The organism is Caenimonas sedimenti, assembly GCF_007833165.1.
Classification (GTDB): domain Bacteria; phylum Pseudomonadota; class Gammaproteobacteria; order Burkholderiales; family Burkholderiaceae_C; genus Ramlibacter; species Ramlibacter sedimenti.
Genome location: NZ_VOBQ01000014.1, coordinates 84697 through 99185 on the forward strand (window position 1 = coordinate 84697; position 14489 = coordinate 99185).

Sequence of the window (14489 nt, forward strand, 5' to 3'; positions counted from 1 at the left end):
GGACTCTAGCGCCTCCGACCACGAAGGGCAATTCGATGAAGCTTGCGACGCTCAAAGACGGTTCGCGCGACGGCCAGCTGGCCGTGGTCTCGCGTGACCTGGCGACGGCCCATTATGCGACCGGCATCGCCGCGAAGATGCAGCAGGTGCTGGACGACTGGGGCTTCATCTCGCCCCAGTTGCAGGACCTGTACGACACGCTGAACCAGGGCAAGGCGCGCCATGCATTCCCCTTCGATCCGGCGCAATGCATGGCGCCGTTGCCGCGCGCCTATCAGTGGGCGGACGGCTCCGCCTTCATCAACCACGTGGAGCTGGTGCGGGCGGCGCGCAACAGCGAAGTGCCCAAGAGCTTCTACGAAGACCCGCTCATGTACCAGGGTGGCAGCGACGACTTCCTCGGCCCGACCGACGACGCATTCTTCCTCACGGAGGACTGGGGCATCGACTTCGAAGCCGAAGTCGCCGTCGTCACCGGCGACGTGAAGATGGGCGCCACGCCGGACCAGGCGCTGGAGGGTGTGCGCCTCGTGATGCTGGCCAACGACTGGAGCCTGCGCAACCTGATCCCGAACGAGCTGGCCAAGGGCTTCGGCTTCTTCCAGAGCAAGCCGGCCACCGCGTTCAGCCCGGTGGCGGTGACGCCCGACGAACTGGGTGACGCCTGGCAGGGTGGCCGGGTCCACCTCACCCTGCAAAGCAGCTGGAACGGCCGCAAGGTCGGCATGTGCGATGCGGGGCCGGAGATGACCTTCTCCTTCGGCCAGCTGATCGCGCACATCGCCAAGACGCGCAACGTGCGTGCCGGCAGCATCGTGGGCAGCGGCACCGTCAGCAACAAGGGCGTGGACAACGGCAGCGGCAAGACCGAGTGGCCCAAGGGCTACAGCTGCATCGCGGAAAAGCGCGCCATCGAGACCATCCAGGACGGCAAGCCTTCGACCGAATTCATGAAGTTCGGCGACACCATCAAGCTGGAGATGAAGGGCAAGGACGGGCAGAGCGTGTTCGGGACGATCGAGCAGAAGGTGGCGAAGCCGTAGGCTTCGTCATCCCCGCGCAGGCGGGGATCCAGGGCGCCCCCCGCCTTCGCGGGGGCAGGCTCTGGGATTCCCGCCTCCGCGGGAATGACGGATAGTCGGGGGATGTCGGCTCCTCCCCGCTGGTCCTGGCTTCCCGCCTCCGGCAGCTGGAAATACCACCTGCTGCTGGCCGCCGCCGGCATGCTGGTGCTGGGTCCGCTGGCCGGCGTGACGGCGGCCTACATGAATTTCTCGCTCGGCTTCTTCGTCGGCGGGCAGGTCCTGGCGGGGCTGCTCGGCTCGGCCGTCACCGCGGGCTACGGCGCCGACGGCAAGCACGGCGCCAACTACATCCAGACCGCCGCGGCCTCGGTGGCGGGCATGAGTGCGATGGGTGTGCTCGTTCAGGCGATGGTGTGGATGGGCCTGCCGCAGCCGCCGGCCTGGCAACTCGTGATCTATCTGCTGTGCATCGGCATGTTCGGGGTTGGTGTGGGCATGCTCTACACACCGATCCTGGTGGACCGGATGCAGCTGCCCTTTCCGTCGGGCCATGCGGTGGCGAACATCCTGCGCGCGCTGACCGACCCGCTGCTGCTGCGCCGCTCCATCGCCAAGCTGGCCACCGGTGTGGCGGCGGGCCTGGGCATCGGCCTCGCCACCACACGCGTCGCCTGGCTCGGGACCATCGAGTTGTCGGCGTCGACGTTCGGCGCCGGCATGGTGGTGGGCGCGCGGATCGGCATCCCCGTGGTCCTCGGCGGCCTGCTGGGCTGGGCGTTCCGTCCGGTGTTCATCGGCATCGGCTGGCTGGAGGCGGGGGATCCGTTCCGCAAGATCACGTTCCTGATCGCGCTCGGCCTGATCATGGGCGCGGCCATCGTCGACATGACGCTCATCTTCGCGCGCGCTCTGCCGGCGGCGCGGCGCAACGCGACGCCCGTGCCGCCCGCCGCCGACTGGCAACGCGTGCACTTCGGCCGGCTCGTCGCCTGGGTGCTGGTCTGGGGCGCGGCGACCGTGGCGACCGGCCACCTGCTGCTCGGCCAACCGGTGGGCTTCCTGCTGTTCGCCGTCGCGCTGGTGTTCGTGTTTGCCCTGGTGAACGGCATCTCCACCGGCGTCAGCGACTCGAACCCCATCTCGTCGGCCTTCGTGGTCGCGGTGGTGCTGATGGCGTTGCTGGGCCTGAAGGACCCGGGTGTTGGTTTGATGGCCGGCACCGTGCTCCTGGTGTCGACCAGCGTGGCCTGCGACATGCAGCAGGACCGCTCCACCGGCTGGCGCCTCGGCACCAACCGTGTCATGCAGTTCCGCTACCAGGTGCTGGGCATCGTGGTCGGTGCGCTGCTGGCCGTGGCGTTCGCGAAGCTGTTCATGGCGGCGTACCCGATCCTGCTGCAGGACCAGACCGTGATGAAGGCCGAGCAGCAGCCCGCCGAATGGAGTTCGGCCATGACGTACAAGTTCGTCGGCATGCTGCGCAGCCTGGGCGACGACAAGCCCTTCCAGCGCACCGCCATCGTTCTGGGCATCGCGTTGGGCCTCGTGATCGAGGCATTGCGCAAATGGCTGCGTGCGCGGGCGGGCGGGCGTCCGTTGCCTTTCGTCATCGACGCCGTGCTGGTGCCATCGCCCTATGCGTTGTCGTTCGGCGGCTTCGTCAACCTGCCGACCTCGCTCTGGTTCGGTGCGGGCAGCGTGGTGTCGAGCCTGCTCGCCGCGCGGCGCGACGAAAGCCGGGACTTGCCGGACGACATGAGCGCCACCTCGCTGTTCGGCGGCGGCCTGATCGCGGGCGATGCGCTGGCCGCCCTGGGCCTGGGCGTGGTGGGCTTGCTCGTACTGCTCTAGGCGGCGAACTTCTTGTAACGCGCCGGCTTCTTGCGTCCGCGCCGAATCCAGCCTAAGGTGCGCGCTCAGGGGGGAACGCGCCATGGCGACAACCGGACTCAGTTTCGGGGAAGACTGCTGCTGTCTCGATTGGGTGGACGCAGCCGCGGCGGCATCGCTGCAGGCGGCCGTGGCGACGGGCAAACCCGTCTACATCCCGCCCGGCGCCAACCTCACCGGCACCGAAGTGCTGGTCACCACGCCGGGCCAGCAGATCTTCGGCGCGGGCTGGGACTCCATCGTCACCCAGGGCGACCTCACCAAGAGCGTGTTCAAGGTGCGGGCGGCCGGCGTGCGGTTCCACAACTTCCGCGTCAATGGCATCCTGGCCACGGCGGTGAACACGGACGCCGCCTTCGCTTTTTTCACCGAGAGCGCCTACCCCGCCCCCTCGCTGGCGCTGGAACGCATCCTGTGCAGCGGCGCCGACGCGGCCCATGGCATGCACAACTTCGTGGTGTTCGACGAGCTGTGCGACGACGGCGTCGTCCTGAACTGCCAGGTCGAGCGGCTGTTCGGCGGAACCCACGGCGGCGGCAACGGCTACGGCGTGCTGGTCGGCGCCAACCGGGCGCTGGTGCACGGCAACGAGTTCCACATGGGGTTCGAGCGTGGCCGGCACGGCATCTACCTGTCCGCGGGCGCCAGCGGTTGCCGCGTCACCGACAACCTGGTCCAGGGCGCCACCTATGAAGGCATCACGGTCTACGCCTTCGACACGCAACCGGCGTGCGCGGGCAATGTCATCTCCGGAAATCGCGTGGTCGATTGCGTGTGGGGGCCGCCCAACCCCAGCTCGACGCTCACGGCGGGCATCAGCAGCTCGGCCACCTCGGTCACGGTCGCAAGCGGCTCGGCGTTCTCGTCGCCCACCGGCGGCGCCCACGCCGGCGCCATCCTGGAGCAGGGCGCCAGCCGGGAATTCATCTGGATCACGGCCCGTTCCGGCAACACCCTCACGGTCGTCCGTGGCCAGGGCGGCTTCAGCGCCGTTGCTTTCACCACCGGCGCCAGACTCACCGAATGCCTCCCGGCGATCAATGCTTTCGCCGGCGCCATCTCCCTGGCCTGGAACTGCCGCGACAACGTCGTCAGCGGCAACACGGTGGAGAACAGCGGCGGCCACGGCATCTCGGTGAACGGCACGGGTGCGAGCGGCGACGCGGACAAGACCACCGGCAACCTGGTCACCGGCAATTCGGTGCATCACGCCAAGCTGTCGGCCCTGGAGATCAAGGCCATGCGCGGTGGCGTGATCGCCAGCAATGCCCTGCACGAGGGCGGCTGGTACCACGAAGACGGGCCGGGCTCCATGCCCGTCATGCGCGTGGTGGCCTCGGACAATGCGGATTTCGGCTCGCGCGACCTGTCCATCACCGGCAACCATCTCACGGGGCCCGCGTGGTCGTCTTATGCGCTCGATCTGAACCCGTCGCTTCCGGTGCCGGAGGACATCAAGTTCCGCGCCAACAAGTTCAGCCCCTGCTGGACCGGTCGCTACCTCCTGAACGGGGTGCGCTGCGACTTCCAGGAGGTCAGCGTGCTGGACTTCGGCGCGCGTCCCGACAGCGGCCTTGATGATGCTGCAGCGTTCCAGCAGGCCCTGAGCGCCGGTGGCAGGATCCGCGTGCCGGCGGGGAGCTACACGCTGGCCACCGGCATCGGCATCGTCCAGCCGGGTACGGAACTGGCCTGCGACGACGGCGTCACGCTGGATTTCGCCGGCGGCGCCAGCACCAGCTCGATCGTGTTGTATGCGTCCGGCGTGCGCATCTCCGGCCACCCCGTCATCGCGGGCCCGTCGAACGCGACCACCTATGTCAGCGGGGAGGTCGGCATCGCCTGCGACCCGGGGCTCACCGATTTCGTGCTCGAGGTCCAGGTGCGGGGCTTCGGCTTCGCCGGCATGGTGCTGACGCAGGCGCGAGGCGTGCTGCTCGGGCCTTCGTCGCTGTTCCGCGATTGCGGCTCCATCGGTTGCGCGTTCAATGACTGCCGCGACGTGCTGGTGCCCGCGGGTGTGCAGGTCGGCGACATCCGCCCCAGCTCGAACGACGGCTTCGGGCTGCTGGTGGGCAGCAACAACAACAGCGGGGCGCCCAGCTTCTCGCGCTCGGTGCGCATCGAAGGCGTGGTGGTCGAGAACGTCGCCGGCGACGGCATCGCCAACCAGGGCAACCATGAGGTCCGCATCACCGGCGCGCAGCTGTTCAACTGCCGGCGCGGCATCGTGTGTTCGACCGGTAGCGCTTCGGCCTCCCTGCAGAACTACGTGAGCAACGGCTGCGAGGTGGCCGATTGCCTGGTGACAGCCAGGAAGCGTGATGGCACTGCGGGCGACTGGGCCAACGCGGCCAGCGGCATCGTGCTGGACGGCGTGGCCTCACCGGCGAACACCGACCTGGGGATCGTGGCGCGCGACAACGAAGTGGCGGGCTATGGCGTCAAGGCCACCGAGACGCCAGCGATCTCCGCCCGGCTCCGGGCTTCCGTGGACCTCACGGACAACACGATCACGGCATGGAACGGCGTCGCCATCGACGTGAGCTCCAGCACCGGCCAGGTGAACGGGGCGCTGATCACCGACATGGTCACCGCCACCGGCGAGACCAAGGGGTTCTGCGTGCTGGCCAGCGGCAACGGCAATTTCGACCTCTCCGTCCTGAACGTGAACCATGCGCCGAAAGTGACGAGCGGGGTTCCCGCCCTGGTCGGGTTCAAGACCGCGCAATTGACGCGGCGGCCGCGCCTCTCGGGCAACCAGTTCGCCCGCTGCACGACGCCGGTGGACTTGGCGGCATCCAGCGCGGTCTATCCGACGCGCAATTTCGTGCTCGGCACCGATGTCGCCGTGGTGCGCGAGTACGCCCTGTCGGGCGGGTCCACGACGCTGGCCCTGTCGGACTTCCCGTTCGGCACGCGGGAACTCACGGTCATTCTCTATGCCACGGCCGCGACCACGCTCACCAACATCACGGGGCTGCCGCCCTGGACGGTGGTCCGCCTCGTCGTCGGCTTCGGCTCGTCGAACGTCACCTTCAACCGCACCAACGCCGCCCTCGCGGGCGGCGCCAATTGGGTGGGCCAGCCGCGGCACATGCTGGTGCTGGTGCGGCTGGCCGACAGCATGGTGTCGGGGGCCGGCTACACGTGGTTGGAGCAGAGCCGGTCCGCGAACTCCTAGGGCCACCAGGCCCCGGACGCTCAACCCGGCAGCAGCACCTTGTCGACGACGTGGATCACGCCGTTCGACTGGTACACGTCGGACGTCGTGACGATTGCCGCGCCACCCTTGGAATCGGTGATCAGCACGTCGCTGCCGCGCATGCTGGCGGTGAGGGTGCCGCCGCTGGCCGTTTTCAGCATGGCCTTGCCGCCGCCGGCCTTGATCTGTTGCGCGAGCGCCGCGGCGTCGACGCGGCCCGGCACCACGTGATAGGTCAGCACGCTGGTGAGCGTGCCCTTGTTCTCAGGCTTCAGCAGGGTGTCGACCGTGCCGGCCGGCAGCGCGGAAAACGCCGTGTTGGTCGGCGCGAAGACGGTGAACGGGCCATTGCCCTTCAGCGTGTCCACCAGGCCGGCGGCCTTCACCGCGGCGACCAGCGTGGTGTGGTCCTTCGAGTTGACGGCGTTGTCGATGATGTCCTTGCTGGGATACATCGCGGCGCCGCCGACCATCTTGGTCGCACCCATGTTGCCCATGGTGCTGGTGGAAGACGACATGCCGCCGGAGCCCTGGACGGATGCATTCTGGTCGATGACCACGCCGCGGCCGTAGCCCTCGGCGAAAGCGGAGCCAGTGGCGGCGGCAAGAAGGGAAGCGGCACACACCGCGAGCAGATGACGTTGCATTTGGATTCTCCTGTGAGAGGCGATGGAGCTGGCGATATGGCCAACCCTCGCACTTCAATACGGAGCCTCGGCCGCGCCGGATGCGGAAAAACGTAGCAGGGCGTTACAGCCGCAGCCAGGAAGTGCCGGCCTCTTCGGCCTGCGCGCTGTCCAGCGCCTGCAGGAAACCGTCGCACCACCAGTGCACGTCGTAGCGGCGGAGCGTCTGCAGCAGCGCCTGGTGGCGGTTGCGCCTTTCCTCCAGCGGCATCTGCAGCGCCATCATGATGCCGGCGGCGGTGCCTTCGGTGTCGTAGGGGTTCACCAGCATCGCTTCCCTCATCTGCTCCGCCGCGCCGGCGAAGCGCGAGAGCACCAGCACACCCGGATCGGCCTCGTCCTGCGCCGCGATGAATTCCTTGGCGACGAGGTTCATGCCGTCGCGCAGCGGCGTGACGAGCGCGACGCGGCTCGCCCGGTACAGCCCCGGCAGGCGAGCGCGCGCCACAGTGCGGTGCATGTAGCGCACCGGCATCCAGTCCAGCTCGCCGAAATTGCCGTTGATGGAGCCGCACAGGCTTTCGAGCTCGTGCAGGATGTCGTTGTACGCGCTGACGTCCTCGCGGCTCGGGGAGGCGATCTGGATCAGCGTGGCGCTGTTGCGCGTCTCCGGGTTCTTCGCGAGCAGTTCGCGGAAGGCGCGCATGCGGTGCGGCAGGCCCTTGGAGTAGTCGAGGCGATCGACCCCCACCAGCAGCTTGCGCCGCGAGTATTCATTCTTCATGCGCTGGTACATCTCCGCGCCTTCGGGCGCGCGCGTCAGCGCCTGGAATTCGTCGACGTCGATGCCGATGGGGAAGGCGCCGGCCTGCACGGTGCGGCCGAACGCACGCCAGCGGCCCGGCTCCACCGGCTGGGCATGCGCCTCGGTCTCGACGTAGCCGGCGAAGTGGCCCAGGTCCGCCTTGCTCTGGAACCCCACGAGGTCATAGGCGAACAGGGCCCGCACCAGCCAGTCGTGGCCGGGAATCGCGGCGAGCATCAGCGGCGGCGGCAAGGGGATGTGCAGGAAGAAGCCGATCCGCTGCTTGCAGCCCAGCGCGCGCAGCTCCGCGGCCAGCGGGATCAGGTGGTAATCGTGGACCCACAGGATGTCGTCCGGCCGCAGCAGCGGCAGCAGCTTGCGGGCGAACTGCTGGTTCACGCGGCGGTAGCCGGCGATGTAGCCGGCGTCGAAGTCCGCCAGGTCCAGCCGGTAATGGAACACCGGCCAGAGCACCCCGTTCGAGTAGCCCAGGTAGTAGGCGTCGTGGTCGGCTTGTGTGAGGTCGACCGTCGCCAGCTTCACCGGGCCGGCCTGCTGCGTGTGCAGCGCTTCGTTCGCGCCTTCCGGCACGATCTTGCCGCTCCAGCCGAACCACAGGCCCCCCGTGTTGCTGAGCACTTCCGCCAGGGCGACGGCCAAGCCGCCGGCAGCAGTCTTGCGCGGATCGGCGACGCGGTTGGAGATGACGACGAGCCGGCTCAATTCGCGCCGCCCGGCCGCCCGAAGGCGCGAAAGCCCCCTCGGGGGGCAGCGATCCCCACGCAGTGGGGGCGCGTGGGGGCCCTCATATCACCGTATCCCAGGGCGCCGAGAGACGGACCGCGGCGTTGATCGTGCCGACCATCGAATAGGTCTGCGGGAAATTGCCCCACATCTCGCCCGTGATCGGGTGGGTGTCCTCGGACAGCAGGCCCAGCTTGTTGCGGCTGGCCAGCATCACCTCGAAGATCTCGCGCGCCTGGCCCTTGCGGCCGATGCGGGCCAGCGCGTCGATGCGCCAGAAGGTGCAGATGTTGAAGGCGGTTTCCGGCTTGCCGAAGTCGTCGGGCGCCTCGTAGCGCCGCATGTACGGCCCGTCGCACAGCGATTTCTCCAGTGCATCCACGGTGGCAATGAAGCGCGCGTCGTTGGGGTCGATCATGTTCACCTCCGCCATCAGCAGCGCGCTGGCGTCCAGGTCGCGCCCGCCGAAGCTTTCGGCGAAGGCCTGGCGCTCCTCGCTCCAGGACTCGGTGAGGATGCGCGAACGGATGGTGTCGGCGCGTTCGCGCCAATAGCGGATGCGTTCCGGCAGGCCGAGCGCCGCGGCCACCTTGGCCAGCCGGTCGCAGGCCGCCCAGCTCATGAGCGCGGAAGACGTGTGGATGCGCGCGCGCGTGCGCAGCTCCCACATGCCGGCGTCGGGCTGGTCGTAGACGCGGAAGGCCTGCTCACCCACCGCTTCGAGGTATCCGAACTCGGCCCGGCCGGCCCGGCGGAACAGGCGGTGGTCGTGGAAGGCCTGCGCCGTCGCCAGCACGATGTTGCCGTAGACGTCGTGCTGGAAGTGCTCCTGCGCCTGGTTGCCCACGCGCACCGGGCCCATGCCACGGTAGCCGGGCAGGTGCTCCAGGATGGCTTCGGGCAGCTGCTCCTCCTGGCCGATGCCGTACAGCGGCTGGATGTGGCCGCCGCCCGAGCGCACGATGATGTTCGTGAGCCAGCGCAGGTAGTCCTCCATGGTGCCCACTTCGGACAGGCTGTTGAGCGCGCGCACGACGAAGAAGGCGTCGCGCAGCCAGCAGAAGCGGTAATCCCAGTTGCGGCCGCTGCCGGGCGCCTCGGGGATGCTGGTGGTCATGGCCGCGACGATGGCGCCGGTGTCCTCGAACAGCGACAGCTTCAGCGTGATGGCGGCGCGGATCACCGCATCCTGCCATTCCAGGGGCAGCGACAGGCTGCGCGACCAGGCGCGCCAGTAGCTCACCGTCTCCTGTTCGAAGAGGCGTGCCGTCTCCTCGATGCCGGTGGCCAGGGTCTCGTCCGGTCCCAGGATGAAATTCATCGGCCGATCGACCACGAAGAAGGACTCGGCCAGCAGGTAGGACTGCGGGGCATCGCTGTTCACGCGCAGGGTCTGGCCGCCGCCCACGTAGCGGATGTGCGTGCTGCCCTGCGTCACCACCGGCTTGACACGGCCCCAGTCGAAGCGCGGGCGCAGCAGCACGCGCATGCGCGGCGAACCCTGCAGCACCTTGACGCGCCGCACCAGCGTCAGGGGGCGGAACATGCGGCCGCGGCTCTGGAAACGCGGTGCGAAATCCGTGACCTCGATGCCCTGGCCTTTGCTGTCGTACAGCCGCGTCCGCAGCACCGCGGTGTTGGTCTCGTAGTGCTGTTCGCTGCGCGCGAAGTCCTCCAGCTCGAAAGCCCAGAGGCTCGCGTTCTCGCTGGGGTCGAGCAGCCCGTTGAACACCGGGTCGCCGTCGAAGCGCGGCAGGCAGCACCAGACGATGCGCGCGCGCTCGTCGATCAGCGCGCTGTAGGCGCAGTTGCCGATGATGCCCAGTTGCAGGGACGGGAGGTACGTGGATGCGTTCATGATGCCTTCGCGGTGCGGGCGGCTACGACCGCCTCGAGTTCCTGCCGCAGCGCCTGCGGGTCGGCCAGGCGCTGCCAGGCCACGGAGGTGCCGGTCCCCACCTTGATGCCCAGCCCGCCCAGGCGCTGCACGGTGGAGAAGCCGACTTCGTCGGTGATGTCGTCGCCGATGAACACCGGCAGGCGGCCGGTGAAAGGCGGTTCGCGCAGGAAGGCCTCGATCGCGCGGCCCTTGCTCGCACCGCCCGGCTTGGCTTCGGCGACCATCTTGCCCTGCAGCAGCGTGAGGCCCGGTGACCCGGCAACGGCGTCACGCATGGCGCGCAGGCACTCCTCTTCCAGTTCCGGAGCCTGCCGGTAATGCAGCGCGACCGAGCCGCGCTTGCGCTCGACAAGCAACGCCGGGTGCCGGGTCGCCAGGGCGTTGGCCACCGCTTCGACGCGGTCCAGCGGGTGGATGTTGAGCAGCTCCGTCTCTCCGTCGGCCCGGCGCCGTTCCGCCCCGTGGACGCCGGCCACCGGCAGCCGCAGGGGCTGGAGGAATTCGTCGAGTTGCGCGATCGGCCGGCCCGAGATGACGGCCAGCGCGCCGCCGAGGTACTCCTTCATCGCGCGCAAGGCCTCGATGAGCGGCAGGGGCACGTGGACGGCGTCCGGCTGCGGCGCGATGTCCACCATGGTCCCGTCGAAGTCCAGGAACAGGGCGCACGAGGGGACCAGGGTCTCGACCAAATTCATGCGGAACGAAGCTAACAGAGGAACGGGCGCGGCGCGAGCGGGCCGGAACGCCGGCCGGCGTAGGACCCGGCCTACAAGTCCACGGGATAATCGCGTGGCGCCCGCGCGGCTTGCGTCCCGGCTTTCACTGCCCAACAATGCCCCGCGAGACATGCCGAGGAACCCTCATGCCACGAACCTTGCCCCGATTTGCCCTGCGTTGCGCCCTGGCCGCCATGCTGGCCGCGCCGTTGCTGGCCGCCGCCGGCGACGTGATGGACCGCATCGCGCGCCGCGACGAGATCATCATCGGCCATCGCACGGAGTCGCCGCCTTTTGCCTTCCTCGACGCGGCCGGCCAGCCCATCGGCTACAGCATCGACCTGTGCCGTGGCATCGCCGAGCGCATCCGCGCCGAACTGGGCAAGCCCAGGCTCCCCATCCGCTTTGTCCCCGTGCCCTCGGACCAGATGGTGCGCATCGTCTCCGCCGGCAACGTCGACCTGCTGTGCGCCGGCACCTCCGACACCGAGGAACGGCGCCAGACCATGGCGTTCTCCATCCCCATCTTCGTCACGAACGCGAAATTCCTGGTCCGGCTGAAGGACAGCATCGGCTCCGCGAAGCAGCTGAAGGGGCAGTCCGTGGCCGTCCTCGGCCGGACGACGGCGGAGAGCGCGGTTCCCGCATACAGCGAGCGCACCGGCCTGGACCTGCAGATTTCACGCGCCCTGACCGCCGAGGCGGCGATCGGCCAGCTCGACCTGGGGCAGGTGAAGGCCTACGCGCGGGATGAGGTGCTGCTCCTCAGCCAGCTGGCGCAATTGAAGAACGAGCGCGACTACGGCGTGCTGCAGGACGTCATCTCCACTGAAATCAACGCCATTGCGCTGCCCAAGGGCGATGCGCTGCTGCAGAAGGCGGTGGACCAGGGCATCGCGCTGATGGTGCGCAGCGGCCAGGCCGAGGCGCTGTACAAGAAGTGGTTCATCGACCCGCACGTGGGCGCGCCGGCCGGTTTGCGGCTGCGCATGCCGGCCGAGCTGAAGGAATGGTTCGACAGATTGCGCTAGGAGCCTGGGCGGCAGAGAAACGGGCCCAACCCTTCGGGCCGGTACCTGAATCAGCGCCATGCGTCGTTACGGCCTCCTTGAGTGCGAAAGCACACGGCATCGGCCGCGCCTAGCCTGGCGCTGATTCAGGTGCCGGCGCAGGCCCGTTTCTCTGCCGCCCAGGCTCCTAGGCCCGGCGGGTCCACAATCCCGCCGATGGACTACGCGCACTACCAAACCCTGAACATCACACGCCGCGGCCCTGCCGACAGCGTGCTCGACATCCAGATGAAAGCCGCCAACGGCAAGCTGCCGACGGCCGGGCATGCGGGCCACCGCGAACTGACGGAGATCTGGCGCGACGTCGGGGCCGACGACAGCGTCCGCTGCGCCGTGCTGCGGGGCGAAGGCCTGGGCTTCTCCGGTGGCGGCGACCTGGCGCTGGTGCAGGACATGGCCAATGACTTCGCCGTGCGCACCCGCGTGTGGAAGGAAGCGCGCGACCTGGTCTACAACGTCATCAACTGCGACAAGCCGATCGTCAGCGCGCTGCACGGCCCGGCGGTGGGCGCCGGCCTGGTGGCCGGCTTGCTGGCCGACATCTCGGTGGCGGCCAGGGACGCGAAGATCGTCGATGGCCACACCCGGCTGGGCGTGGCGGCGGGCGACCACGCGGCCATCGTCTGGCCACTGCTGTGCGGCATGGCCAAGGCCAAGTACTACCTGCTGCTCTGCGAACCGGTGAGCGGCGAGGAGGCCGAACGCATCGGCCTGGTGTCGCTGGCGGTCGATGGCGACCAGCTGCTGCCCAAGGCCTACGAGATCGCTGACCGGCTGGCCCAGGGCAGCCAGAGCGCGATCCGCTGGACGAAGTACTCGCTCAACAACTGGCTGCGCCAGGCCGGGCCGGCCTTCGACACTTCCCTCGCGCTGGAATTCATGGGCTTCGGCGGCCCGGATGTGCAGGAGGGCGTGGCGTCGCTGCGGGAGCGGCGGCCGCCGCGCTTCTGAGGCCGGCGATAATCGGGCCATGCACCGCCTGCGCCGCGCCCACACCCTTGCCTGCCTCGTGCTCGCGTGGTTCGTGCTGTCGCTCGGCGTCGCCGTTGCCTCACCCATGGTGGCCCCCCAGGGACTCGAATTCATCTGTTCCGGCGGCACGATGAAGGTCAAGACGGCCGATGGCGAGGCGCGGGTCCTGGCGCACGCGCTGGACTGCCCCCTATGCGCCCAGGCCGGTTCGCCGCCGCCTGCGGATGCCATCCCTCTGGCCGCGTCCGCGCAACCCTTGGCACATGCGCTGCTGCCCACCGCGGCGGCGCATATCGCCTGGGTCACCGCTGCGCCGTTGCCGGCGCGCGGGCCTCCATCCGCCGCCTGACCATCAGTTGATCTCGCGCGGGGACCGCCCTTCGGGGCAGCCGCGCGGCCATCGCTCGCCGCCATCGTTCGCTGCCATGGCGATCCTGGCGAGCCTGTCCGAACCATCCCGACAAGAAGAAATTCAATGAAATCCATCCCTCTCCGCCGATGCATCGCGGCCCTGTTGGCCGCGCTTTCATCCACCTTTGCAGCCGCCCACGTCGTCCTGGAATACCAGGTCGCGCCCGCCGGCAGCAGCTACAAGGCGACCTTCAAGGTGACCCATGGTTGCGGCGCCTCGCCCACCCGGCAGATGGTGATCACCATGCCGGCGGGTGTGCGCGGCGCGCGGCCGATGCCGAAGCCTGGGTGGACGATCGACATCGTCCGCGAGAAGCTGGCGCAGCCGTCCACCAGCCACGGCCGCACGATCGCCGACAACGTGGCCCGCGTGACCTGGACGGCGCGCTCGCGCGACGACATGCTGGCCAGCGCCCACTACGACGAGTTCGTGCTGTCCGCCCAATTGCCGGCCGAGCCGGGCACGCTCTGGTGGCCGGTCCAGCAGATCTGCGAGGAAGGCCGCGCGGACTGGACGGAAACGCCGCGGCCCGGCCAGGACGCGGCGGAGCTCAAGTCGCCGGCCGCGATGCTCGAAGTCCTGCCCGCCGGCGCCGCCGCCGGGCACAAGCACTGAACACAAGGAAAACCGAAATGCGAAACCTGATTCTCTCCATGACATTGATGCTCGCCGCCGGCGCCATGCAGGCCCAGGAAGCCGCCGTGCGCGTCGACGGCGCCTGGGCCCGCGCCAGTGTGCAGGGCCAGAGCGGCACCGGGGCCTTCATGACCCTGACCGCGCGCGAGCCGCTCACGCTGGTGGGCGTGAGCACGCCGGTGGCTGGTGTGGCCGAACTGCACGAGATGAAGATGGAAGGCGACGTGATGAAGATGCGCGCCATCGAGGGATTGGCGCTCCCGGGGGGCCGGCCTGTCGAGCTGAAGCCGGGCGGGCATCACCTGATGCTGATGGAACTGAAGATGCCCCTGAAGCCGGACACGCGGGTTCCGGTGACCCTGCACCTGCGCGACGCCAAGGGGGCGCTGAGGAAGCTGGAAGTCTCGGTACCGGTGGCGGTGCGGGCGCCCCACAAGCACTGAGAAAGCCGCCGGCGGCGCGGGCAAAACGCCCGCATCGCGGGCCGC

The 14489-nt window shown here is 68.9% G+C and carries 12 protein-coding genes; 8 read left to right on the forward strand and 4 right to left on the reverse strand.

Annotation, left to right across the window (positions count from 1 at the left end; all coding sequences use genetic code 11):
- The first annotated feature begins 35 nt into the window (after window positions 1–35).
- The 3 genes from FN976_RS17930 to FN976_RS17940 all read left to right on the forward strand — a co-directional run bounded on the left by FN976_RS17930 (window position 36) and on the right by FN976_RS17940 (window position 6099).
- Window positions 36–1043 carry a fumarylacetoacetate hydrolase family protein gene (locus FN976_RS17930; RefSeq protein WP_145894419.1) on the forward strand — a complete coding sequence of 336 codons (1008 nt, stop codon included), beginning with the start codon at window positions 36–38 and terminating at the stop codon, window positions 1041–1043.
- A gap of 102 nt (window positions 1044–1145) precedes the next feature.
- Entirely contained in the window at window positions 1146–2876 is a 1731-nt protein-coding gene (locus tag FN976_RS17935) for an OPT/YSL family transporter (protein WP_255440554.1), read from the forward strand.
- Between the two features lie 82 nt (window positions 2877–2958).
- A complete protein-coding gene (locus tag FN976_RS17940) occupies window positions 2959–6099 on the forward strand; it encodes a right-handed parallel beta-helix repeat-containing protein (RefSeq protein WP_186510969.1) in 3141 nt (1046 codons plus the stop codon).
- Between the two features lie 20 nt (window positions 6100–6119).
- Here FN976_RS17940 and FN976_RS17945 read toward each other — a convergent pair whose 3' ends face one another.
- The 4 genes from FN976_RS17945 to otsB all read right to left on the reverse strand — a co-directional run bounded on the left by FN976_RS17945 (window position 6120) and on the right by otsB (window position 10890).
- A complete protein-coding gene (locus FN976_RS17945; protein WP_255440585.1) occupies window positions 6120–6638 on the reverse strand; it encodes a fasciclin domain-containing protein in 519 nt (172 codons plus the stop codon).
- Window positions 6639–6870: 232 nt separating this feature from the next.
- Complete coding sequence (gene otsA / locus FN976_RS17950; protein ID WP_145894422.1) at window positions 6871–8274, reverse strand: alpha,alpha-trehalose-phosphate synthase (UDP-forming); 1404 nt, start codon at window positions 8272–8274, stop codon at window positions 6871–6873.
- A gap of 82 nt (window positions 8275–8356) precedes the next feature.
- On the reverse strand, window positions 8357–10153 hold the full coding sequence (locus tag FN976_RS17955; protein WP_145894423.1) for a glycoside hydrolase family 15 protein: 1797 nt from the start codon (window positions 10151–10153) through the stop codon (window positions 8357–8359).
- Entirely contained in the window at window positions 10150–10890 is a 741-nt protein-coding gene (gene otsB / locus FN976_RS17960; protein ID WP_145894424.1) for a trehalose-phosphatase, read from the reverse strand. The genes FN976_RS17955 and otsB overlap by 4 nt, the downstream gene beginning before the upstream one ends.
- Before the next feature lie 167 nt (window positions 10891–11057).
- Here otsB and FN976_RS17965 point away from each other — a divergent pair, with 167 nt between their 5' ends.
- From FN976_RS17965 to FN976_RS17985, 5 genes are all read left to right on the forward strand, one after another.
- On the forward strand, window positions 11058–11942 hold the full coding sequence (locus tag FN976_RS17965; RefSeq protein ID WP_186510971.1) for an amino acid ABC transporter substrate-binding protein: 885 nt from the start codon (window positions 11058–11060) through the stop codon (window positions 11940–11942).
- Window positions 11943–12137: 195 nt separating this feature from the next.
- Window positions 12138–12932, forward strand: coding sequence for an enoyl-CoA hydratase/isomerase family protein (locus FN976_RS17970; protein ID WP_145894426.1), 795 nt, complete (start codon window positions 12138–12140; stop codon window positions 12930–12932).
- A 19-nt stretch (window positions 12933–12951) separates the two neighbouring features.
- Window positions 12952–13302, forward strand: a complete 351-nt coding sequence (locus FN976_RS17975; RefSeq protein WP_145894427.1) for a DUF2946 family protein — start codon at window positions 12952–12954, stop codon at window positions 13300–13302.
- Between the two features lie 126 nt (window positions 13303–13428).
- Window positions 13429–13980, forward strand: coding sequence for a YcnI family copper-binding membrane protein (locus FN976_RS17980; protein ID WP_145894428.1), 552 nt, complete (start codon window positions 13429–13431; stop codon window positions 13978–13980).
- Window positions 13981–14018: 38 nt separating this feature from the next.
- Window positions 14019–14444 (forward strand): copper chaperone PCu(A)C, encoded by a 426-nt coding sequence (locus FN976_RS17985; RefSeq protein WP_255440586.1) that lies wholly within the window; start codon window positions 14019–14021, stop codon window positions 14442–14444.
- The last annotated feature ends 45 nt before the right edge of the window (window positions 14445–14489 follow it).